Source organism: Binatus sp. (SeqCode), assembly GCF_049584895.1.
Taxonomy (GTDB): domain Bacteria; phylum Desulfobacterota; class Binatia; order Binatales; family Binataceae; genus Binatus.
The window spans coordinates 44,488-65,764 of sequence record NZ_JBAUYR010000057.1 but is presented as its reverse complement, the minus strand read 5'-3'; the positions used below and the strand labels follow the sequence as shown (position 1 = coordinate 65,764).

Annotated in this window: 23 protein-coding genes; 4 read left to right on the top strand and 19 right to left on the bottom strand. The window is 59.0% G+C overall.

Annotation, left to right across the window (positions count from 1 at the left end):
• The 12 genes from WB650_RS10950 to mdh are packed head-to-tail and all read right to left on the bottom strand — an operon-like array spanning position 1 to position 11,187.
• Positions 1-939: a glycosyltransferase family 2 protein gene (locus tag WB650_RS10950; protein WP_422305947.1), complete on the bottom strand. Its 939-nt coding sequence runs from the start codon at positions 937-939 to the stop codon at positions 1-3.
• On the bottom strand, positions 924-1,847 hold the full coding sequence (locus tag WB650_RS10945; RefSeq protein ID WP_423960427.1) for a PfkB family carbohydrate kinase: 924 nt from the start codon (positions 1,845-1,847) through the stop codon (positions 924-926). The genes WB650_RS10950 and WB650_RS10945 overlap by 16 nt, the downstream gene beginning before the upstream one ends.
• Positions 1,848-1,885: 38 nt before the next feature.
• Positions 1,886-2,749 carry an S-methyl-5'-thioadenosine phosphorylase gene (gene mtnP / locus WB650_RS10940; protein WP_422305945.1) on the bottom strand — a complete coding sequence of 288 codons (864 nt, stop codon included), beginning with the start codon at positions 2,747-2,749 and terminating at the stop codon, positions 1,886-1,888.
• Between the two features lie 23 nt (positions 2,750-2,772).
• Positions 2,773-3,846, bottom strand: a complete 1,074-nt coding sequence (rlmN, locus tag WB650_RS10935) for a 23S rRNA (adenine(2503)-C(2))-methyltransferase RlmN (RefSeq protein ID WP_422305943.1) — start codon at positions 3,844-3,846, stop codon at positions 2,773-2,775.
• A gap of 47 nt (positions 3,847-3,893) precedes the next feature.
• A complete protein-coding gene (gene ndk / locus WB650_RS10930; protein WP_422305941.1) occupies positions 3,894-4,310 on the bottom strand; it encodes a nucleoside-diphosphate kinase in 417 nt (138 codons plus the stop codon).
• Between the two features lie 4 nt (positions 4,311-4,314).
• On the bottom strand, positions 4,315-5,193 hold the full coding sequence (gene sucD / locus WB650_RS10925; protein WP_422305939.1) for a succinate--CoA ligase subunit alpha: 879 nt from the start codon (positions 5,191-5,193) through the stop codon (positions 4,315-4,317).
• Between the two features lie 13 nt (positions 5,194-5,206).
• Entirely contained in the window at positions 5,207-6,370 is a 1,164-nt protein-coding gene (sucC, locus tag WB650_RS10920) for an ADP-forming succinate--CoA ligase subunit beta (RefSeq protein ID WP_423960424.1), read from the bottom strand.
• Positions 6,371-6,383: 13 nt separating this feature from the next.
• A complete protein-coding gene (locus WB650_RS10915) occupies positions 6,384-7,010 on the bottom strand; it encodes a DUF6308 family protein (protein WP_422306753.1) in 627 nt (208 codons plus the stop codon).
• 10 nt (positions 7,011-7,020) lie between these two features.
• Positions 7,021-7,770 (bottom strand): succinate dehydrogenase iron-sulfur subunit, encoded by a 750-nt coding sequence (sdhB, locus tag WB650_RS10910; RefSeq protein WP_422306751.1) that lies wholly within the window; start codon positions 7,768-7,770, stop codon positions 7,021-7,023.
• A 19-nt stretch (positions 7,771-7,789) separates the two neighbouring features.
• Positions 7,790-9,547: a succinate dehydrogenase flavoprotein subunit gene (gene sdhA, locus WB650_RS10905; RefSeq protein ID WP_422306749.1), complete on the bottom strand. Its 1,758-nt coding sequence runs from the start codon at positions 9,545-9,547 to the stop codon at positions 7,790-7,792.
• Positions 9,548-9,559: 12 nt separating this feature from the next.
• On the bottom strand, positions 9,560-10,222 hold the full coding sequence (locus tag WB650_RS10900) for a succinate dehydrogenase (protein ID WP_422306747.1): 663 nt from the start codon (positions 10,220-10,222) through the stop codon (positions 9,560-9,562).
• 20 nt (positions 10,223-10,242) lie between these two features.
• On the bottom strand, positions 10,243-11,187 hold the full coding sequence (gene mdh / locus WB650_RS10895) for a malate dehydrogenase (RefSeq protein WP_423960421.1): 945 nt from the start codon (positions 11,185-11,187) through the stop codon (positions 10,243-10,245).
• 552 nt (positions 11,188-11,739) lie between these two features.
• On the opposite strand from mdh, the gene WB650_RS10890 reads away from it, so the two are divergent.
• Positions 11,740-12,105: a hypothetical protein gene (locus tag WB650_RS10890; RefSeq protein ID WP_423960420.1), complete on the top strand. Its 366-nt coding sequence runs from the start codon at positions 11,740-11,742 to the stop codon at positions 12,103-12,105.
• Positions 12,106-12,160: 55 nt separating this feature from the next.
• Here the strand turns inward: WB650_RS10890 and WB650_RS10885 are convergent, their stop codons facing one another.
• The 3 genes from WB650_RS10885 to WB650_RS10875 form a co-directional block, all read right to left on the bottom strand.
• Positions 12,161-13,435 carry an ABC transporter permease gene (locus tag WB650_RS10885; protein WP_422306741.1) on the bottom strand — a complete coding sequence of 425 codons (1,275 nt, stop codon included), beginning with the start codon at positions 13,433-13,435 and terminating at the stop codon, positions 12,161-12,163.
• Complete coding sequence (locus WB650_RS10880; RefSeq protein WP_422306739.1) at positions 13,428-14,333, bottom strand: ABC transporter ATP-binding protein; 906 nt, start codon at positions 14,331-14,333, stop codon at positions 13,428-13,430. Before WB650_RS10880 ends, WB650_RS10885 begins: the two co-directional genes overlap by 8 nt.
• 161 nt (positions 14,334-14,494) lie before the next feature.
• Positions 14,495-15,241: a hypothetical protein gene (locus WB650_RS10875; protein WP_422306737.1), complete on the bottom strand. Its 747-nt coding sequence runs from the start codon at positions 15,239-15,241 to the stop codon at positions 14,495-14,497.
• Positions 15,242-15,349: 108 nt separating this feature from the next.
• On the opposite strand from WB650_RS10875, the gene WB650_RS10870 reads away from it, so the two are divergent.
• A complete protein-coding gene (locus WB650_RS10870; RefSeq protein ID WP_422306735.1) occupies positions 15,350-15,772 on the top strand; it encodes a DUF1801 domain-containing protein in 423 nt (140 codons plus the stop codon).
• Positions 15,773-15,780: 8 nt separating this feature from the next.
• Here the strand turns inward: WB650_RS10870 and WB650_RS10865 are convergent, their stop codons facing one another.
• The gene (locus WB650_RS10865; protein WP_423960417.1) at positions 15,781-17,016 is read right to left on the bottom strand and encodes a hypothetical protein; all 1,236 of its coding nucleotides are present in this window, start codon (positions 17,014-17,016) and stop codon (positions 15,781-15,783) included.
• A gap of 191 nt (positions 17,017-17,207) precedes the next feature.
• Between WB650_RS10865 and WB650_RS10860 the strand changes: the two genes are divergently transcribed.
• Positions 17,208-18,044, top strand: coding sequence for a TauD/TfdA dioxygenase family protein (locus WB650_RS10860; protein WP_422306731.1), 837 nt, complete (start codon positions 17,208-17,210; stop codon positions 18,042-18,044).
• An 80-nt stretch (positions 18,045-18,124) separates the two neighbouring features.
• Here WB650_RS10860 and WB650_RS10855 read toward each other — a convergent pair whose 3' ends face one another.
• The 3 genes from WB650_RS10855 to WB650_RS10845 form a co-directional block, all read right to left on the bottom strand.
• On the bottom strand, positions 18,125-18,586 hold the full coding sequence (locus WB650_RS10855) for an LIC_13387 family protein (RefSeq protein ID WP_422306729.1): 462 nt from the start codon (positions 18,584-18,586) through the stop codon (positions 18,125-18,127).
• A gap of 67 nt (positions 18,587-18,653) precedes the next feature.
• A complete protein-coding gene (locus WB650_RS10850) occupies positions 18,654-19,088 on the bottom strand; it encodes an SRPBCC domain-containing protein (RefSeq protein ID WP_422306727.1) in 435 nt (144 codons plus the stop codon).
• Positions 19,085-19,405, bottom strand: a complete 321-nt coding sequence (locus WB650_RS10845; protein ID WP_422306726.1) for an ArsR/SmtB family transcription factor — start codon at positions 19,403-19,405, stop codon at positions 19,085-19,087. Before WB650_RS10845 ends, WB650_RS10850 begins: the two co-directional genes overlap by 4 nt.
• A gap of 110 nt (positions 19,406-19,515) precedes the next feature.
• Between WB650_RS10845 and WB650_RS10840 the strand changes: the two genes are divergently transcribed.
• Positions 19,516-21,252: a kelch repeat-containing protein gene (locus tag WB650_RS10840; RefSeq protein ID WP_422306725.1), complete on the top strand. Its 1,737-nt coding sequence runs from the start codon at positions 19,516-19,518 to the stop codon at positions 21,250-21,252.
• Positions 21,253-21,277 lie beyond the last annotated feature (25 nt).

Here is a 21,277-nt window from a genome sequence, read left to right as displayed (position 1 = left end):
CTAAAACTCTTCCCTGATGACGTAGATCGGCTTCCCCTGCGATTCGTGATAGGTCCGCGCGAGCATCTCGCCCAGCAGTCCTATACTTACAAATTGTACTCCGACCACTACTAACAACACTGCTAGCAATAAGGCGGGGCGCCTACCTAGTTCGTATCCTAGTAGTATTTTCTCCATCACCAGGATGAAGGTCCACAGCCCGCCGAGTCCTCCGAGGATGATTCCGATCAAGCCGAACACTTGTATTGGCGCGGTGGAATAGCCGGAAAGAAATTTGACGGTGATAAGGTCGAGCAAGGTGCGCACGATGCGCCACAGTCCGTACTTCGAGATGCCCGCGCGACGTGGTCGAAATCCAATTTCGACTTCCGCGATTCGCGCGCCCTGCTCCGCCGCGATCGCAGGGACGAATCGATGCATCTCGCCGTACAGCTGCAAACTGCGCGCAAGATCCCGCCGGTACGCCTTGAAGGTGCATCCGTAATCGTGAAGCTTGACGCCGGTCATCGCTGAAATCAGCGAATTTGCTGCCATCGACGGCAGCCGGCGTGTGAACCGTTCCTCCTGCCAGCGCTCGGTGCGCCAGCCGCTTGCCAGATCGTAGCCCTCGTCGAGCTTGGCCAGCAGCCGCGGGATATCCGCGGGATCGTTCTGCCCGTCGGCGTCCATCGCGATAACGACGTCGCCGGTCGCGTGCGAGAATCCGCACGCCAGCGCTGCCGTCTGTCCCGAGTTGCGCGCAAGCGAGATCACGCGCACGTTCTGGTCCGCGGATTTGATCTGCCGCAGAGCCTCGATACTACCGTCGACACTTCCGTCGTCCACGAATATCAATTCGTACGCACGGCCGAGACTCTGCATCACGCGGGTCAATTCCACGTGCAACGGGCCGAGACTATCCCGCTCGTTGTAGAGCGGAATGACTACTGAGTAGTCCATCTCGAATGGTGAGAATCGATCAGATTGATAAATTCCCGATAGCGATGATCTATTTCTTCCCAGCTCAGATCCAGCAGTCGGTCCAGCGAGAAACGCTCGACTCCGAAAGAGGCCACTACGCTGCCGTATACGACTGCCGTGCGCAACGAGGACTCCGTGATACGCCCGTGCCGCGCGAGGAATCCCATCATGGCGCCCGCGAACGTGTCGCCCGCGCCGGTAGGATCGACGACCTCCTCCAGCGGATATGCGGGCACCGCGAACATTCCTTCCTTGCTGAACTGAAGCACGCCATACTCGCCGCGCTTGATCAGAACGGTGCCGGGACCCATCTTCAGGATCGCTCGCCCCGCCTTCACCAGGTTGTGTTCGCCGGAAAGGATTCGCGCCTCGCTGTCGCTGCAAAGCAGGATCTGGATTCGCTCGAGCACTTTGGTGAGGCCGGGCCGCGTCTTCTCGATCCAATAATCATACAGATCCGCCACCACTACTTTGGGACTGTGCACCTGATCCAGTACGTGTTCCTGCAGCGCGGGATCGTTTGGCGCGAGGTACAGATAGTCCGCGCGACATTGATCGGGCAGCAATTCAGGCGTGAAGTTTTCCAGGACGTTGAGCGAAAGCGAAACGGTGTCCCGCGTGTTCAGGTCTTCGTGATAGCGCCCGTGCCATCGCGTCGTCTTGCCCTCGCGTTTGACGACTCCGCGCACGTCGATGTTCCGCTCCGTGAACAGACGCATATCCTCGGCCTTGAAATCCGAACCGACCACGGCGACGATGCTGACCGGCGAGAAAAATCTCGCCGCAATCGCAAAGTAGCTGGCCCCACCACCCAGGACTTCCTCGACTTTTCCGTTGGGCGTTTCTACCGTGTCGTAGGCTAGAAACCCGACCGCAACAATACTCATCTATATCGCACCTTCATCGTCCCGGGATTTCGAGCATCCTAGAGATACTTGCCTACCAGCGGCCTTAGGTCGTCGATCACGCGCTGAGGAATCGCGGCGCGATCGGTAATGATCGTGTTCTTGAGCGCGTCCTGGCAGCTACAGGTCCGCGGTCGATTGCCAAGATTATGCGCCAGCGCCGACACCGCGCTTTGCGCCTTATCCACGTTGAGTTTCATCACGCGCAGGATTTCGCCGATATCGACCGCGGCGACCGATTCATGCCAGCAATCGTAATCCGTCACCAGCACCAGCGCCGCGTAACACATCTCCGCTTCGCGCGCGAGCCGCGCTTCCTGCATCGCGGTCATGCTGATCACGCTCGCGCCCCAGCTTCTATATAGATTCGACTCGGCGCGCGTAGAGAATTGCGGACCTTCCATGCATAGATACGTCCCGCGGTCATGAACCTTCGCGCCGCTCGCGTTCGTCGCAGCGACCAGATCCTTCGCAAGATTTGTACAGACAGGATCAGCAAGCGACACGTGTACGACTAGACCGTCGCCGAAGAAGGTCTCAGGGCGCTTGAATGTGCGATCGATAAACTGATTTGGAACCACCAGTTCGCCGGGATGCATTTCCTCTTTCAGGCTGCCCGCCGTCGACACCGAAACCAGATGCGTCACGCCCAGCTGCTTCATCCCGAAAACGTTGGCGCGAAAATTTATTTCCGAGGGCAACAATCGATGCCCGCGGCCGTGACGCGCGAGGAAAACCACCTCGATGTCGCCGATGCGTCCCTGGTAGAACGGATCCGACGGACGGCCGAACGGCGTCTCCAGCTCCATCAGCTCGACCTTGTCCAGCCCCTTCATCTGATAGAAGCCGCTGCCGCCGATCACTCCCAGTACGTTTTGTGGCATTTTTCTTTTTTTGGTTGACGCTTTCAGGCCGGGACGTGCTGTTCGGCGTAGAGCTGGCCGCATGCCGCCGCAATATCGAGCCCCCGGCTTTCGCGGATTGTAGCGGTCAAATTACCGTGCTTGAGGATCGCTTGAAAGGCCTCGACCGCATCGCGCGAGCTGCTCTGCAGCGGCGATCCCTCCATCGGATTGTAAAAAATCAGATTAACTTTGGCGCGCAACGGCGCTAGCAACTTCACCAGCCGCCGCGCGTCCGCGAGAGAATCGTTCACCCCGGCGAGCATCACGTACTCAAACGTGATTCGGCTGCGCCGCTTAATCGGCAGTTTGCGGCACGCGTCGATCAGCACTTCCAGCGGATAACGTTTGTTGATCGGCGCGAGGCGATCGCGAAGCTCGTTGGTCGTCGCATGCAGCGACACCGCCAGGTTCACGGGCGTCTCACTAAGCAGCCGTTCCATCATCGGCACCAGGCCGACCGTCGACACTGTGATACGCCGCGGCGAGATGCCCATCCCCCACTCCGAAGTCATGATCGCAAGCGTACGCACGAGACGTGGATAGTTCGCGAGCGGCTCGCCCATCCCCATGAAAACAAAATTCGTTAGCTCCTCGCCCACGGCCAGTTCTCGCCGAGCGGCGACGATCTGCGCCAGCATCTCGGAGCTGGTGAGGTTGCGATGCAATCCCATGCGCGCCGTCGCGCAGAATTCGCACGCCATCGCGCATCCGACCTGGCTCGACATACATAGCGTCACGCGCTTTTCCGTCGGGATGATCACAGACTCGATTTCTTCTTCATCATCAAGACGTATGAGCAGTTTTCGAGTGCCGTCCGACGAGCGCGAGACGAACGACGGCACCGGATGCCCAATCGTGAAGTTTTGCTTCAAATAATTTCGAAGCGACGCCGGCAGATCGCGCATCTCATCGAATGATTCAGCGCCGCGAGCATGCACCCAATGCAGAATCTGGCGCGCGCGATATGAGCGTTCGCCCGCGCTCGCGACCGTTTGCTCGACTTCATCGAGCGTCAGGTCACCGAAATCAGTGCTGGCGAGTATCGGCTCGGCCGATGTTTGGCGATTCGCGTTCACAGCCCGACTATTCTAGTCGAAACGTAACCGTGAAAGCAGGCGTCTTTCTAGGAGAGAATTTCCCGCGCGGCAAAAAAGAACGCGATTTCCTGCGCCGCCGTCTCCGGCGCGTCCGAGCCGTGGGTGGCGTTCTGCTCGACGTCGATTCCGAAATCCTTGCGAATCGTACCGGCGTCGGCCTTTTTGGGATCGGTCGCGCCCATCAACTGTCGCCATTTGCTGATAGCGCCCTCGCCCTGCAGCACCGCAACCACGACCGGCCCGCTCGTCATGTAGTCGCACAGCCCTTTGAAGAACGGCCGCGCTTTATGCACATCGTAAAACTTCTCGGCGTCCGCGCGCGAAAGTTGAATCTTGCGCATCGCGACGACCTTTAGCTCGGAGGCCTCGATTCGTTTGAGTATGTCGCCGGTGAGCCCGCGCCGGACCGCGTCGGGTTTAACGATTGCGAAAGTTCGTTCCATCGATTTATTTCTTGCCTTCGAGTACGGATTTCATCGTCGAGCCGAGGTCAGCCGGGCTTTGCGCGACTGTGATTCCCGCCGCCTCGAGCGCCGCGATTTTATCCGCCGCAGTACCACGTCCGCCCGAGATAATCGCGCCGGCGTGCCCCATCCGTCGTCCTTTCGGAGCGGTCTGACCCGCGATAAACGCGACGACCGGTTTCTTAAAGTGTTGCTTTATATATTCGGCGGCCTCTTCCTCGGCCGTCCCGCCAATTTCGCCAATCATGATCACCGCGCGCGTCTTGGGATCTTCGTTGAACAATTTTAGCGCGTCGATATGTGTGGTGCCGACGATCGGGTCGCCGCCGATTCCGATGCAGCTGGATTGCCCGATTCCGAGTTGCGTCAACTGATACACCGCTTCGTAGGTCAGCGTGCCGGATCGCGATACGACGCCGATGTCGCCCGGCTTGTGGATGTATCCCGGCATGATGCCGATTTTGCACTCGCCCGGCGTGATGATTCCCGGGCAGTTGGGCCCGATCAGGCGTGACTTGCTGCCCATCATGTACGCCTTCACTTTAACCATGTCGAGGACGGGCACGCCTTCGGTGATGCAGATGACCAGCTCGATTCCAGCCGCGACGGCCTCGAGCATCGCGTCCGCGGCGAATGCCGGCGGCACGTAGATCACGGTAGCGTTGCAGCCGGTCGCCTTGCGCGCCTGCTCGACGGTGTCAAAAACCGGGATGCCCTCGAAGTCGGTGCCGCCCTTGCCCGGCACTACGCCGCCGACCATCTTCGTGCCGTATTCTTTGCACGCGCGCGTGTGGAGCTGTCCCACCGCGCCGGTGATTCCCTGCGTCAGCACGCGGGTATTTTTGTCGACTAAAATACTCATCTGAAAAAATCCACTAGGCTGCGATTGCTTGCACGATGCGCTTGGCAGCGTCGGCCATGTCACTGGCCGCGATCACTTTGATTCCCGAGTCTGCAAGAATCTTCTTGCCCTCGACCACGTTGGTGCCTTCCATCCTCACCACCAGCGGTACGTTGAGCTTCACCTGTTTCGCCGCTTCGACCACGCCCTGCGCCAGCACGTCGCATCGCATGATGCCGCCGAAGATGTTGATGAGCACGCCTTTGACGCGCTTGTCCGCGAGCAGGATCCGAAACGCCGCCGCCACCTTCTCGGTGCTCGCGCCGCCACCGACGTCGAGAAAGTTGGCCGGCTCCGCGCCGTAAATCTTGACGATATCCATCGTCGCCATCGCGAGACCCGCGCCGTTCACCATGCATCCAATGTTACCGTCGAGATGCACATAGCTGAGGTCGTACTTAGCCGCCTCGGTCTCGCCGGGATCTTCCTCGTTGGCGTCGCGCAGCTCGCGGATGTCCGGATGACGGAACAAGGCGTTGTCGTCGAACGACATTTTCGCGTCGAGGCAGATGACGCGGTTGTCCTTTGTCACGACCAGCGGATTGATCTCGATGAGCGACGCGTCGGTTTCGACGAACGCGCGATAGAGCGATGCTAGCAAAGTAGCGAACTGGCCGACTTGTTTGTCCTTGAGACCAAGCGCGAACGCAATTTTGCGCGCTTGGAAACCTGAGATGCCGAGCAGCGGACTGATCTGTTCAGTGAGAATTCTTTCCGGCGTCTTGTTGGCGACTTCTTCGATATCCATGCCGCCTTCAGTGCTTGCGATCACGGAAACCGTTCCCGCCTTCCTATCCACCAGCATCCCGAGGTAGAGCTCGCGAGCGACGTCACTCGCCTCCTCTATATAGACGCGCCGCACCACGCGGCCTTCCGGCCCAGTCTGATGCGTCACCAGCGGCTTGCCGAGCAGCTTGGCGGCGAAATCGCGCACGTCGCTCGCGGCCGTCAGCAGCTTGACGCCGCCGGCTTTGCCACGGCCGCCCGCATGAATCTGCGCCTTGACGACAGCCTTCGGCTGGCCGAGCGCCGTGAACGCGGCCGCTGCCTCATCGGGCGTGGTTGCGAATTGCCCCTTGGGAACGGGAACGCCGAAGCGCCCGAGAATCTGCTTGGCTTGATATTCGTGGATGTTCATATTTACCAGTGTTTTAGTTGGCAGCTCGCAATGCGGCTACTTGGTCGTAGTGGTCCCATACAAGGTACTCAAGAACGCGAACAACCGATATGTCGCAGTTTGCTGCTAGCATTCGCTGACGCAGGTCGCTCAGTTCGCTTCTTGCTTGCAGAAGATCGAGATGAAAACGGCGGAGCATTTCTGGAAATCTGCTAAGCTGTACTTCCTTGTCGCGTATACTGGTCTTGGGAAAGTAGTGGTCCGAGACACGGCTATCAAAGATTGGAATTAGAAGAGGGCGTTTCTTGTGTAGGATTTTTGTGGCAAGGCTAAGCGCAACATCATCTACATAGATCGCACGAATTGCATTTTGAATGTCGGCTGCAACTCTCGGAAGATCCTCAACATTTACCTCACTAAGGTCGAGTTCAGCGGGAATCTCGCGTAGTTGCTGCGCAAGTTCTTCTCGCCTCTCCCAAATGTTCCATGCCTTAGTGCCAGCAACGCTAGATGAGAGCCAAACAGTAATCGCAATCTCAAGCGCGCGAAGCCGGTTATCCGACTCGACAGTCATGCCGTCATAGACTTCGAACCAGTCTTCGCGCAATCCCCTCAGTCGCTCCCAAGGATCCGCAATTGCTATGCCACTAGTCAGCTCCATATTCAGCGATTCATTTCATAAAAAGGTCGCGGAGCCATTTGATCGACGTCTGCCGCCCGACTGCGCCGATTGCAGTCGTTAGCGGGATTTCCTTGGGACAGACCTCGACGCAGTTCTGCGCGTTGCCGCAGTCCGCGATTCCGCCCTCCGACATCATCGCGTCGAGCCGCTCGTCGAGGTTCATCTTGCCCGTCGGATGCTGGCTCATGAGGAGGACCTGCCCAATGACCGCCGCTCCCATAAACTTCGAGTGCGAATTAACCTGGGGGCAGGCTTCGAGGCAGCATCCGCAGGTCATGCATCGCGAGAACAGGTACGCGAACTCCTGCACGTGAGGCGCGATTCGCGGGCCCGGGCCGAGGTCGTAAGTCCCGTCGATCGGAATCCACGCATGCGCCTTCATCAGCGCGGCGAACATTTTGGATCGATCGACCCACAGATCGCGAACCACCTGAAACTTCGTCATCGGCTCGATCGTCGCCGGCCCGTTGAGTCCTTCAGCAAGCTGTGAGCACGCCTGGCGCACGCGCCCATTGATCACCATCGTGCATGATCCGCAAACTTCCTCGAGACAGTTGGCGTCGAACACCACCGGCGCGACGCGCTTGCCCTGCCGAGTTACCGGGTTGCGCCGAATCTCCATCAGCATCGAGATGACGTTGTGATTCGCCAGGTACGGTATCTCGAACTCCTCGTAATACGGCTCGGAGTCCGGCGTTTCCTGGCGTTTGATTCTCAAGACTTGCGTCTGTTCTGCCACTGCGATGCTCCTGCCGGCCTCAAGCCGCCTTCGGTTCGGTGGCGGACTTCTCCACGTCGTAGCGCCGCGGCCGCGGCTTGATGATGCTCACGTCAACCGGCTCCCAGCTGAAGCGCGGACCGTCGGACGACCACGTCGCCATCGTGGTCTTCAAAAAATTCGCGTCGTCGCGCTCCGGGAACTCCGGCTTGTAATGCGCGCCGCGCGATTCATTGCGATTGAGCGCGCCGAGTGTCATCGGCCGCGCGAGCTCGAGCATGTTCCACAACTGGCGCACGAACAGCACTTCCTGGTTCGCCCACTTGCCCTTGTCGTTGAGCCCTATCCGGCCCCATCGCTCTTTGAACTCGAGCAGCTTGTCGTCGGTCTCCTTGAGTTTCTTGTTGTGGCGCACGACGGTGACGTTCTCGGTCATGATGTCGCCCATCTCGCGCCACAGTGCGAACGCATTCTCGGGACCGTCCATCTTGAAAATTTTGTCGAACGATTCGCGCTGCAGCTTCAGCTCCTGATCGAAAATTGTCGAGCTGGCCTCGCTCTTGTGCGATTTGGCGTAGCCGATCATTGCTGGCTCCGCCACATTTCCGCCGTGCATGCACGAGAGCAGCGAGTTCGCGCCGAGCCGGTTGGCGCCGTGATATTGAAACTCGCACTCGCCCGCCGCAAACAGGCCGTGCACATTGGTCTGCTGATGGTAATCGACCCACAGCCCGCCCATCGAATAGTGCATCGCGGGAAAAATCTTCATCGGCACTTTGCGCGGATCCTGGCCGGCGAACTTCTGGTAGATTTCCAGCACGCCCGCGACCTTGCGATTCAGTTCCTCCGGATCGAGATGGCTCACGTCGAGGTAAACGATCGGTTGGCCATCGACGCCGAGCTTCATCTCGAACACGACCTTGTGAATCGCGCGGGTCGCGATATCGCGCGGCACCAGGTTGCCGTACGCCGGGTACATCTCTTCGAGAAAGTACCACGGCTTGCCGTCGCGATAGGTCCACACCCGTCCGCCCTCGCCGCGAATCGATTCCGAGATAAGCCGGAATTTGTCCTCACCCTGCATCGCGGTTGGATGCACCTGGATGAACTCGCCGTTGGCGTAGGTCGTTCCGGCCTGGTAGCACGCGCTGACTGCCGATCCCGTGTTCACCAGTGACTGCGTCGATCGCCCGAAGACCAGCCCGGGTCCGCCAGTCGCAATCATCGTGGTGTCGGCGGGAAACGCGCGCATTTCGAGCGATCGCGTATCGATCGCGACGATACCGCGGCAGTCGCCCGACTCGTCCTGCACCAGGCTCAGCATCTCCCAGCCTTCGAACTTGCGGACCAGTCCCGCCGCTTCGTAACGGCGCACCTGCTCGTCCAATGCGTAGAGCAGTTGCTGCCCGGTGGTGGCGCCCGCAAATGCGGTCCGATGATGCTTGGTACCGCCGAAGCGCCGGAAGTCGAGCAGGCCTTCGGGCGTGCGATTGAACATCACGCCCATCCGATCGAACAGGTAGATGATCGCCGGCGCCGCCTCGCACATCGCCTTGACCGGCGGCTGATGCGCGAGAAAGTCGCCGCCGTAAATTGTGTCGTCAAAATGAATCATCGGCGAGTCGCCCTCGCCTTTCGTATTGACCGCGCCGTTGATTCCGCCTTGCGCGCACACCGAATGCGATCGCTTGACCGGCACGATGGAAAAAAGATCGACCTGCTCGCCCTGCTCCGCAAGCTTCATCGCCGCGGTCAAACCAGCCAGCCCGCCGCCTACTATTATGTGATGCCCCGGCATTGGTTTTTCTCCTCAGGCAGGTGCGCGGAATGCGATCAGAATCGAGACGCTGACGATCGCCAGCACGACGAATAGCAAAACGCACGCTCGGTTGATGAGGGTCTGTGCTTTCGCGCCGGCCGCAATTCCCCACGTGATTGTGAATGTGAAAATGCCGTTGGTCAGGTGATAAACGCACGCCAGCGTCCCGACGATGTAGACGGTCAGAATGAGCGGATTCATCATGAAGTTATGCATCCGCAGGTAATTGGTCTCGACTCCGGTTGCGTAGAAATAGGCGCGCGTGCTGAAGACGTGAAAGCCGATAAACAGGAACGCGAGGATTCCCGTGATGCGCTGCAAGGTGTACTGGTAGTTGCGCTCGAATGGATAGTCGTTCGGCTGCGCGGTGGCCGTGATGACCAGCCCGTAAATCGCGTGATAGAGAATCGGAATCCACAGCACCAATGCTTCGACCGCGATCTGAAACGGAAGCGTGCGGGTGAACTCGGTCTCCTTCCACCACGTGTCGCCGCCTCTCAGCACGAACGCGTTTTCGAACAGATGGAAAAACAAAAATCCGCCGATCGGAATGATCCCCGACAGCGAATGCAATCGGCGCAGCAGCCAGTGCCGCTGGTCCGCCGTCATGCCGGCTGCAATCGCAGGCGCCGCAACTGCTTCTGCTTCAGCCATAAGGTTTCCCTGGGTCGCGACTAGTTTCCGGCCGCGATTACTTTGTCCATCGCTTCGACCAGCTCGCGCACGTGACCGACCGAACTGTCGAAAGCCTTTTTCTCGGCCTCGGTAAGCTGGATCTCGACGACCCGTTCGACGCCGCCCGCGCCAATCACCACCGGCACTCCCGCGAACAATCCTTTCACGCCGTACTCGCCGTCGAGATACGCGGCGCACGGTAGAATCTGTTTGCGATCGAGCATGTACGCTTCGACCATTTTGTAAACCGCGGTGCCCGCCGCGTAGTACGACGAGGTCTTCATCAGCTCGACAATCTCGCCGCCGCCGCCGCGCGTGCGCTTCTCAATTTCCTCGAGCCGCTTGGCCGAGATCAGCCGCTCGATCGGCTGTCCGCCGACAGTCGTGTAGCTCCGAATCGGCACCATGTCGTCGCCGTGCCCGCCGAGCACCATCGCGGAAACGCTCTCAGTCGAGACACCAAGTTCCGATGCAAGAAACGTCCGGTAGCGCGCCGAGTCGAGGACGCCCGCCTGTCCAACAATTCGGCCTTTCGCGAAACCCGTCACGCGCTTGAGCTGGGTAACCATCGCGTCAAGTGGATTGGTGACCGCGATCACGAACGCGCCGGGTGCATGCTTCTTGATCGCACTGCCAACGTCGGTCATCACCTTGGCGTTTATCTTGAAAAGATCGTCGCGGCTCATCCCGGGTTTGCGCGGCGACCCCGACGTCACCACGCAGCAATCGGCACCTTCGATCTGCTTGATGTCGGTAGTGCCGACGACGTTGACGTCGATGCCGAGTACGGGCGCCGACTCGAGCATGTCGAGCGCCTTCCCCTGCGGCAGCCCCTCGATAATGTCGTACAGCACGATGTCGCCGAGTTCGCGCAGAAAGCACAGATGGGCGCACGTCGCGCCGACATTACCTGCCCCGATGAACGCAATTTTCTTCCGAGCCACGCCTTTTGCTCCACTTTCGATCTGAAGATTATCTTATATTCGCGTTTCTGTTAATGAGCAATACTTAAGCGTGTCGAACGCCCAACGCCCGGCCACTTGTCGCATCGGCATGCACCAAACGTGCGATAGATAGCAACGTTCGCGCAAGTTGTGAAGCAATCCGCTTCGGTCCGGTCGTGTCGCAGTTTGAATTCCGAAATGAGTCTCCGCGGCCACGCTGTCGCACTTGCGCCAAAAAAAGAGAGGCACGCCTGGTTGGGGGAGTGTCACCAAGCGCGCCCATCGGTTGTTGGGGGAGAACTTCCGATAAGTTTCATTTAGTACCTCTCCGCAGTTTGCGCTATCCGCTGCGCGTGCCGAGAGGAACCATTGCGGAGGTTCGCTTGAACCGTCCTCCCAGTGATCAGCAGATTGCCCGCCGACTTTTCGTTACCGCTTGGTTGTGCAGATGAACTCTTCGAGGCTGAGCACTCGGATTCCGCGTGATTTTCTGACGGAACGAAGCTACCATTGGTACCTGAAGTCTCACTAAAACCAAAACATATGGGCGCAATGACTGACAGAAAAATCCTTGGTCTGCGCCACGCTGCCGCACTCGCGGTCGTGGGCTGGTTCCTGGTGGCGCCGCCTGCACCGACATACCGCGACGGTAAAGCGTTCGTCGATACAAATGCCGCGCTATTGGAGTGGGAGGGAATCGGATCCCGATTCAATTCAATCACTGATTGTGAAAAGGCAAAGCAAAATTTGCAGACAAAGTGGCGCGATGAAGAAGAGCGAACCCTTGAGGGCGCAGCCGAAATCGATGCAAATCCAAGCTATCAAGCTGCCACCACGTTCGAAGCTGCTCGCCTGATGAAATGCGTGTCGTGGGACGATTGGCGCGCTTCAGAAGAAACAGTGCGATCGCGTCGGTGAATATCCCGCTTGATACCGCCGACTACCGCCGAATGACGTTCGCCAGCCACTCTAATCACGCATCGCGCAGCCATCGCGACAGCTCGCGAAACGTCGGACGCTTGCCATACATCAAAATTCCGGTCCGGTAGATTCGCGCGCTCACGATCATCGCACCGCCGATCGTTGCGATCAGCAGAATCAGTGACAGCGCGACTTGCCACAGCGGCGGATTGTGAACCGCGAGCCGTTCGAACATCAGGATTGGTGAGCAGAACGGAAACAGCGACGCCGCCACCGAGGTCAAAGAATCCGACGAGGTCGCGACCGGCAGAATCATCGCTGACGCGGCGATCAGCGGCAGGATGACCACGAAGTTCCACTGCTGAGCTTCGTCGATCGAATTGAAGATCGCGCCGACGCCCGCGAAAACCGCGCTGTAAAGCAGGTACCCGAGTGAATAGAACACCACGAAATAAATGATCAGCGACGGACCCACGTCGAGCACCGTCATCGCCGTGCGCAAGTACAGACTGCGCGACGCGCCGAACCCCGCGATCGCAAGCCACAGTCCGATTTGCGTCAGGCCGACGCTGCCGGTGCCGAGAATTTTCCCGGCCATCAGCTCCTGCGCACTCGCTGCGCACATCAGTACCTCAGTAATGCGCGAGCTTTTTTCTTCCATGACCGATCGCATCACCATCACGCCGTACGACAGCAGCGAGAACAGCATCACGAACATGAGAATGAACACGACCACCGCGCCGCGAACCTCGTTGTACACCACCGACGTATTGCCCGCGCGCACCGCAGTGAGATCGACCGGCTGGAGTATCGCGGCCACGTCGGCGGCGTTGCTGCCCTGCTTCACCATCCGCTGCGCGGCGAGCGCGTACGACAGAGCGTCCCCAAGGCGGCCGCGCAGGATAAAATCGCCCATGCGGCGCGTTGTGAATACCACCTGGCGCGAAGCAATCGCAGCCGCGTCGAGCCAGACGTAACCTTCGAGGTTGCCGTCATCGAGCATCTTCTCGAGTCGCGCATGTTCGGCCGGCGACGTCGGCGAGACGACCGAAGGTTCGTACCGCGTGCCGTGCTGGCGCATCAATTCTCCGCTCGCCAACTCCGCCAGCGCGCGATTGTCCGACGCGATCACGACGCGCGCGGGGCGCTCGGAGTCGCGCATGATGCCGCGGGCCGTCGACGTACTGATCAACGTGGGCAGGACCAGGAACGCCGCCATCAGCACCGGAGTCACGAAGGTCGAGAGCAGGAATGAGCGCGTCCGCACGCGCTCGAGGTATTCCCGCTTCGCGATGATCCAGACTTTCTTAAGAGAGAACTCAGTCATGCTTGCCCGAGATTCGTTCGATGAAGATTTGTTCGAGCGACGGGTCCATCACCTGGAATCGGATCACGCGCAACTGTCGCATCGCGGTCTGCAGCAGTTCCTGCGAGTCCGCCCCGGGCTTCAAGCGCAGCTCGGCATGATTGCCGTAGTCATTCAACGAATCGACCAGCGGATTGCCGGCCAGGCACGCTCCATCGCCTTCATAATCGATTTGCACAAAGCGCCGGCCGTTGCCGTTCTTCACCTGGCTGAGGCTCCCTTGCAGCACCGACTTGCCGCGATTGACCAGGCAGATCGAATCGCAAAGTTTCTCGACCTGGTCCATCCGATGGGTCGAGAACAGGATCGACTTTCCCGCCGCGCGAAGGCCGACCAGCACGTCTTTGAGCTGCATCGTGTTGACTGGATCGAGCCCGGCGAACGGCTCGTCCATCACGATCAAATCGGGATCGTGCAGCAGCGCCGCGATGAACTGAATCTTCTGCTGCATCCCCTTCGACAACTCCTCGACCCGGCGATCGACCCAGTCTGCAATCCCGAGCCGCTTCGTCCACGCATCGACGCGCTCCTTCGACGTCGCGATCGACAGCCCCGCGAGCTGTCCGAGGAACATCAGGTTCGCGCCAACCGTCATCCGACGATACAAGCCGCGCTCCTCTGGCAGATAGCCGACCTGGCGCAACGCGCGACGACGCAGCGGCTCGCCGAACAGCCGCACGACGCCCGAATCGGGCGAAGTAATCCCGATCATCATTCGGATGGTGCTGGTCTTGCCTGCCCCGTTGGGTCCAAGCAAGCCGAAGATGTGTGCAAGCGGAATCGAGAACGAAAGCCCGTCAACGGCCGCAAAGCCGCCGTAAGATTTTCGGACTTCGAGCAGTTCTACAGCCGGCGTCACTGCCCGTCAGCAGGTGTTGAAAAAGTAATTTTCAACCCCTGCCCCTCTCTCTTGTCTCCCTCAAAGGGGGAGATGTTGTAGGTAAGAGGACAGCTTTTACGCAGAGTGTTGAAGCGCTCGCAATCAAACCAGCGAATTGCACCGAGTCCTTCAACACCCTGCTAGTGCGCCCACACGAGTTGCGGGTTGGTCTCCCAGGGATAGACGTGAACCATCCAGCCGAACACTTGTGGGAAGAAGCGGCCGCCCGCGGCGTCGCAGGCGTCCTTGGTTGCGATCGATCCATTAGGACCGAACTTGGTCCAATCGGCAGTCTTCATGTCGGTGCCGCGCGCCGGGATGCAAAAATTAACGTGCCGATGCCATCGCGCGACGCTCAATGGTACGCGCTCGTTGAGTTCGTCGAGAGTTGCGCCTTTACGATCGGTGTACATCGCGCCGATCAGCTTGTAGCCTCCATCCGGCGTGCGCTCGTAGAGCAGCGAGGTCGGCTCGGTCGGATTGAACGTGAACGCGGCTTTGAGCCCGTACCAGTTCCTGGTGAAATGCACGACCTTCTGCTGCTTGAACTCAGGATGAAACGGCCTGAAGCCGTCGGCTTCCGCGACTTGATAGTCCTTGTACTTGGCGAGCGCATGCTGCAGGTCGGTCACCAGCACAGCAGCGCGCGCCGTGTCAGCGTCGTTGGCGGGACGCAGGTCGGTGTACGCCATGTGCAGCGCCATGTTTTTCATGTTGCCGTTGCCCATGTGCATGTCGTGATCCATTTCAGCGCCGTCCGACATCTCCGACATGTCACCGCCACCCATGTCCATGCCCTTCATGTCCTGCGCGAGCGCGGTAGCAGCAAGCGCGAGCGTTACCGAGAGCGCGGCGGCAATTTTTACAGCCGAAATTCGAAACGGCATCACCCGATTTCCCCGCGAAAAAGTGTATGCTCTGTATGAATCGCAGCCAACAATCGAGTGGTTGGGTCCGAACAACGTCAACTCAGTTCAGTAGATGGAACTTCCAGGATGAAAGCAAAGTCGGGCGCGATCGAAGGTCTGCCGGCATCGGAGCTCATCTCGAAAAGAATCGTCGAACTCGGGGACTGGCGCGGGGAAACCCTCGCCAGAATGCGCAAGCTCATCAAGCAAGCGGACCCGGACGTCGTCGAGGAGTGGAAGTGGATGGGCACTCCGACCTTCTCGCACGACGGCATCATCTGCACTGGCGAGTCCTATAAGAAGGTCGTGAAGCTTACCTTCGCCAAGGGCGCGTCGCTGAAGGATCCGGCGCGTCTCTTCAACTCGAGTCTCGACGGAAACGTACGCCGCGCGATCGACATCCACGAAGGAGAAACCGTCGACGAGTCCGCCTTCAAGGCACTCATCCGCCAGGCAATCGCCCTCAACAGTTCTAAAAACTCGAAACCTTCGAAGAAAGCGAAATCCTGAGGGTAGAACTACATACCGTTGTAAACCAGGTAGCGGGCGTTGCCGTCGGTTACGATCAGCTGGTTGCCGACTTGAACGACTCCGGTCGGATCGCTCAGATTACTGGCCGACGCTGTGCCCTCATGGCAGGTACCGTCATTGTTGGACACGCCGCAGTTGAAATCCGGCTGCCCAATCACGACATCGGCAGGCGCAAAGTTCGCGGTCGGAAACGTGTTCCACACCAGGATGCGGTGGTTCTTCTGATCGTCGACGAAAAGCTGCGTGCCATTGCTGAACACCCCGTCGTACGGCATGTTCATGTTCTTCGCGCTCGGCACCCCGGACCCGCCCGATCCGTTGTTGTTCTCGACGTCGGAGCTAAAGTCAGGCTGCCCCAGGACGATATTGGCCGGCTGGAAATTCTTGGTCGGAAATTTGGTCCAGATCAGAACCCGGCTCTCATCTTCGTCCGTAACAACAATCCTCGTCCCGTCGGTCCACACTCCCGCCGGATAGCTGAAGTTGGCGTTGCTGGGAGAGCCAGAAACACCGGTCCCATTGTTCAGCGTGACGCAGGTCTTGAAGTTGTTTTGCCCCAGCACGATATCTGCCTTCTGCCCATTCTTCTTCGGGATCTTCTTGAAGATAAGCACCCGGGAATTGCTGGAATCCGCGACCACCAGTTTTCCGCCGGCGACCGAGATCGTTTCAGGAGCATTCATCCCTTTGGCGGTGCATGCGCCATTACGCGGTCCAAATTTGACCTGTCCCACCACGAAGTTCGCCGGAACCTGGGTCGTCGTCGGAGCCTTCTTCCAGATCATCACACGGCTGTTGTACCAGTCGGAGACCAAGAGCTGCTTGCCGGAAATCACTGGCGATTGAGGTCCACCGAACTGGTTCGCCCCATTGGCTGGGCCCGTCGAAGTAAGATTGGGCTGACCCAGTACGAAGTCAGCATCGGCGTCACTGGAAGACGGAATTCCATTGAAGCCGAGCACGCGCTGATTGCTCTCGTCGCTGAGATAGAGCACGCCCGTCGGTCCAACGGCAGCGGGCCCAAATCCACTCGAGATCGTATCAGCAGCCGCATTGCCCGTACCTTGGTTCGGCATGCTTCCAGAGAAATCGGCCTGACCGATAACGACGGCGGCCGCTTGAAAGTTCGAAAGACTGATGGTCGCGTCTGGTGACGATGTGACGGCAGAGTCATCGTCGCCAGCATGCGTCATCGGCGCGATGAACATGGTGATTACCAGCATCGCGGTTATGGCTAAGATTCCGGGACTTCGACGTACCATTGGATCCTCCCCAACTAGACCAGCCCCAAAAACCTGCAAGATTGATCAAAAGTTGAGGCAGACTTTCACAGTACCCAGCTTCTTTCAAGGTGGTGCCGCTAGCTGTGGTGCGTTTGGAGTGAGTCTTGTATGTTGGCGGTGGGGAAATTGCGATGAGTAGTTGGAAGCATATATCGGTGAATCCTATCGCCGGGGCTTTGGGCGCAGAAGTTTCCGGAGTCCACCTTGGAGATCTCGGCGAGAACGCTTTCCACGAAGTGCGCACCGCATTCGTTGAGCATCAGGTATTGTTCTTTCGCGACCAGGAAATCACGCGCGATCAGCATAAGGCGTTCGCTCGCCGCTTCGGCACGCTCCAGATTCATCCGTTCCTGCAACCGCTCAAGGACGAGGGTCATCCCGAGTTCGTGGTGCTGCAGAGCGACGAACAGCATCCGTACCTCGCGGAGGCATGGCACAGCGACGTGACTTTCATGGACGAGCCGCCGCTAGGCTCCGTGCTGCGATGCGCGGTGGCGCCGGAGTTTGGCGGCGACACGATGTGGGCGAGCATGTACGCCGCCTACGAGGCGCTATCGGACAAGATGCAGCGGATGCTCTCCGACCTGGTGGCGATTCACAACACTGCAACCACCTTTTCGCGCACCGGCTACCGCACTGACCATCTCGGCGGTACACCTTCGCGCGAAGTCTTGTCAGCGGAGCATCCTGTCGTTCGCACGCATCCGGAGAGCGGCCGCAAAGGGCTGTTCGTCAACACGACGTTCACCGCCTCGATCAAGGGGATGAAGCCGCGCGAAAGTCTGGCGCTTCTCGGCTTCCTTTACAGGCATATCGAGACGCCGGACTTCAGTTGCCGCTTCCGATGGCGTCCCAACTCGATCGCGATGTGGGACAACCGATGCACGCAGCATCGCGTGGTCGCGGACAATCGCCTTGCCAACCGCCGCATGGAGCGCATAACAATCAACGGCGACAAACCCTTCTAGCCAGGTTGGCTATTGGTCTTGTCATTGTGTCATTCTAGAGCGAAGCGAAGAATCCCGGATCCTTGTTTGCCTCGTCTGCGTCACCCTGCTTTTGCCACCCTCCTTGTTTGAATTGCCGGCTGCTCACCACTCCTAAGCCCGAGTATCGCGGCGACGAGGCATGCGCCTATCAGGATCGACATTCCACCCGGGCCTGCGAAGAAATACTCCCAGCCGATTGCGCTCATTAAGACCTCTGCTGCCAGCATAGTTATGATCATAGGCAATGCTTGCCGGGGTGCAGTCTTACTCAGGTTGCTTAGCTGCCAGATCAGTACAGCCAGCACTGCGAACACCACTGTGATGAATAACTCATAGCCTCGATAGAAGTCCCAGTGACTGCGAGTCACTCCTGCAATCTGAAAGTGAAAGGACTGCATCGCCGCAAACACTGCTTGTTCTGCCGGGCCACGGCTAGGAGAGTCCATCGACGCGATCGTATGAAGAACGGCGCCAAGACCCTGAAGCGCAGCTCCTACTCTTAACCAGGTCCAAGGTTTCATGGCATGACCTCCTTCATAGGACTCATCTCATCGAGGCGGTTGATTTCTGCGCACTATGATTCACCGCTCACGCAGCTTCGGCTCGTGCACCGAACTTATCGAGGATGATGCCCCATCCATCGCTATAGCCCTGGCCTTGCTTCTGCATGATCGGTCCCGCTTCCCATCCGCGATGCTCGAGCTCGATTCGTGTGCCCGCGCCGTCGGCAGTGAACTTAACCTCGACTTCAGTCTGCCCCTCCCACTCGGGCGCCTTCCAGGTGAAGACGACGACATGCGGCGGTTGAAACACGGTAATGCGCCCGACTTCGAATTCGGTGCCGTCGGTAAATCGCTCGAAGAACCTGCCACCGACGCGCCCTTCGATGAAAATGTCCTTGGCTTTCTCACCGCCGAAAGAGAATCCTTCTTTTAACGGCCACCATTTACCGATTTCTTCCGTGAAGACGCGGAAGACGATTTCCGGCGGACGCTCCACTCGAATCGCTTTTCGAATCGTCATCGGTTTTCCTCCACGTAGCGTTTGAACGCGCTCAGCGTGCTGTCCCAGAACGCGCCTACTTCTTCCAATGTCCTGATCAGTTCCTGAACCGCGAGTTGGCCGCGCGGGGCGAGCTCGTAGATTCGCTCGCGCCCTACTTTCTTCGCCCTGATCAGACCGGCCCGCCCGAGCATCCGCGTATGCTTGCAGATCGCGGGGCGGCTAATCGCAAACCCGCGCGCCAACTCTCCCGCCCGGCACGGCTGGTCAGCGAGGCGCCGCAGCAGTTCTCTGCGAGTGGGATCGGCCAGCGCCCCGATGGTCGCATCTATCGGCATGAGAAAACATGTAACCGAATGGTTACGTATCTGTCAAGCAGAAATAGTACGATCCAACAGCGTTCGACGGGAGCATCGTATTCGGCTAGTTTGGGCGCGGGGGAATCTTCATGTTCACATTCAGTTCAGCGCGCCCCGCGGTGTGGGTACTGATCGCGCTGCTTTCTGTGACGACTGGGCTTGTGACATACGATGTCGCAACTGCCGCAGATCTCGCGACCGCGCACGACGCAAAGAATTCCAGTTTGGCCGGGACGCTCAAAATCAAACCCGGCAAGCACGACTTCGGCAAAGTCATCGTCCCTCTGACGAGCGCGTCCGCGACGATAACTGTCACCAACAACTCGAAGTCAGCTTCGGTTGATTTTACGACTATCGTTGCCGCGCCCCCTTTCTCGATTCAAACCGACGGATGCACCGGCGCGCCGCTGGCTGCTGGCGCAATGTGTCAGCTCGCCGTCGTGTTTTCTCCAACCACTACCGGAAAGGTGACGGACAAGAAGGCCCTGACGTTCACCGACTCGGCGAAGAAGAACCCGCAACACGTCGAGCTCTCGGGACAAGGTATCGTCGGTGCGACGCCGACCGCGACCGCCACCGCAATGCCGTCGCCGACCACGTCGCCGACGCCAAACGGGTCGACCACGCCCACGGCGACAGCGACCGCTACCTGTACGCCGGAGGAACAGCCCACGCCGTATATCGCGGGGTTGGTTTTGATCACCGGCGGTCAAGGATCGGACGGAACGCCGCTCAACAGCGCGGAGGTCTTCAACCCGAAGACCAACACCTTCACTCTTACGACCGACCCGACCCTGGGCGGCAGCGCGATGAACGACAGCCGCTACCGGCATGCGGCCGACGTTGCGAGCGACAATCCAAATCCACCCGCGACCATCCTGCTAAGCGGCGGAATCGATGCGGTCGGTGCGACCTCCACTACCGAGACGTTCTCAAGCCTCACCAACCAGTTTGCCGCCGGGAACATGTCGGTCTCGCGGCAGGGTCACACCGAGACTGAACTGTTGGGCGTGCACCACACGCATTCGTTTTTAATCGCGGGCGGCGAGGATGCGGCCGGAACCATTCTCAGGTCCGCGGAAGTCCCGCCTCCGGCGATGATGAACGTGGCGCGCTTAAACGCAGCCGAATCTACGTTGCAGACCTATAGTGGGGGTGTGAGAGACACCTGCACTGCCAGCAACGCGGTGATTACCGGCGGCTTCGACGGAATCAGCGCTCTGCAAAGTGCCGAAGTGTACAATACCACGCTCAACACATTTACTCTTACCGACGACCCCTCATTGGGCGGCAGCCAGATGCACGCGCCGCGCATGTTTCATACCGCGACCCCGTTGGGGTCCGGTCCTACCGATGTCCTGATAACGGGCGGGGAGAACGCCGCGGGAGTTGCGCAATCCACGGCAGAGATTTTTGACCCGAGCACCAGTAAATTTACCCTTACCACCGATCTAGGCGGAACGAACATGACGGTTGCACGCGCGATGCACACCGCAACACGATACTACTTTGAATCTTCGGTGCTGATCGCGGGAGGAGTGGATGATTCGGGCAACGTACTTGCGACAGCGGAGGTCTTCAATCCAGCAACCGAAACATTCACGGCGGTCGGCTCCATGCATACGGCGCGGTTCAATCATGCGGCGGCGGCGCTACCGAATGGCAAGATACTGATTACAGGGGGTGAAGACGGCAGCGGGAACACGCTCAATACCGCTGAGATCTTCGACCCCACGACCAACACGTTCACATTGACGACCGATCCTTCACTAGGTGGCACCAACATGAACGCAGCGCGGAAACTGCACACTGCAACCCCATACTAGCGATCGAGAAAACGCGCGGCCTTTG

Coding starts and splice junctions, on each gene's coding strand:
- WB650_RS10950 (WP_422305947.1), bottom strand. CDS start 939: ATGGACTACTCAGTAGTCATTCCGCTCTACAACGAGCGGGATAGTCTC.
- WB650_RS10945 (WP_423960427.1), bottom strand. CDS start 1,847: ATGAGTATTGTTGCGGTCGGGTTTCTAGCCTACGACACGGTAGAAACG.
- mtnP (WP_422305945.1), bottom strand. CDS start 2,749: ATGCCACAAAACGTACTGGGAGTGATCGGCGGCAGCGGCTTCTATCAG.
- ndk (WP_422305941.1), bottom strand. CDS start 4,310: ATGGAACGAACTTTCGCAATCGTTAAACCCGACGCGGTCCGGCGCGGG.
- sucD (WP_422305939.1), bottom strand. CDS start 5,193: ATGAGTATTTTAGTCGACAAAAATACCCGCGTGCTGACGCAGGGAATC.
- sucC (WP_423960424.1), bottom strand. CDS start 6,370: ATGAACATCCACGAATATCAAGCCAAGCAGATTCTCGGGCGCTTCGGC.
- WB650_RS10915 (WP_422306753.1), bottom strand. CDS start 7,010: ATGGAGCTGACTAGTGGCATAGCAATTGCGGATCCTTGGGAGCGACTG.
- sdhA (WP_422306749.1), bottom strand. CDS start 9,547: ATGCCGGGGCATCACATAATAGTAGGCGGCGGGCTGGCTGGTTTGACC.
- WB650_RS10900 (WP_422306747.1), bottom strand. CDS start 10,222: ATGGCTGAAGCAGAAGCAGTTGCGGCGCCTGCGATTGCAGCCGGCATG.
- WB650_RS10890 (WP_423960420.1), top strand. CDS start 11,740: ATGACTGACAGAAAAATCCTTGGTCTGCGCCACGCTGCCGCACTCGCG.
- WB650_RS10885 (WP_422306741.1), bottom strand. CDS start 13,435: ATGACTGAGTTCTCTCTTAAGAAAGTCTGGATCATCGCGAAGCGGGAA.
- WB650_RS10875 (WP_422306737.1), bottom strand. CDS start 15,241: ATGCCGTTTCGAATTTCGGCTGTAAAAATTGCCGCCGCGCTCTCGGTA.
- WB650_RS10870 (WP_422306735.1), top strand. CDS start 15,350: ATGAAAGCAAAGTCGGGCGCGATCGAAGGTCTGCCGGCATCGGAGCTC.
- WB650_RS10865 (WP_423960417.1), bottom strand. CDS start 17,016: ATGCTGGTAATCACCATGTTCATCGCGCCGATGACGCATGCTGGCGAC.
- WB650_RS10860 (WP_422306731.1), top strand. CDS start 17,208: ATGAGTAGTTGGAAGCATATATCGGTGAATCCTATCGCCGGGGCTTTG.
- WB650_RS10855 (WP_422306729.1), bottom strand. CDS start 18,586: ATGAAACCTTGGACCTGGTTAAGAGTAGGAGCTGCGCTTCAGGGTCTT.
- WB650_RS10850 (WP_422306727.1), bottom strand. CDS start 19,088: ATGACGATTCGAAAAGCGATTCGAGTGGAGCGTCCGCCGGAAATCGTC.
- WB650_RS10845 (WP_422306726.1), bottom strand. CDS start 19,405: ATGCCGATAGATGCGACCATCGGGGCGCTGGCCGATCCCACTCGCAGA.
- WB650_RS10840 (WP_422306725.1), top strand. CDS start 19,516: ATGTTCACATTCAGTTCAGCGCGCCCCGCGGTGTGGGTACTGATCGCG.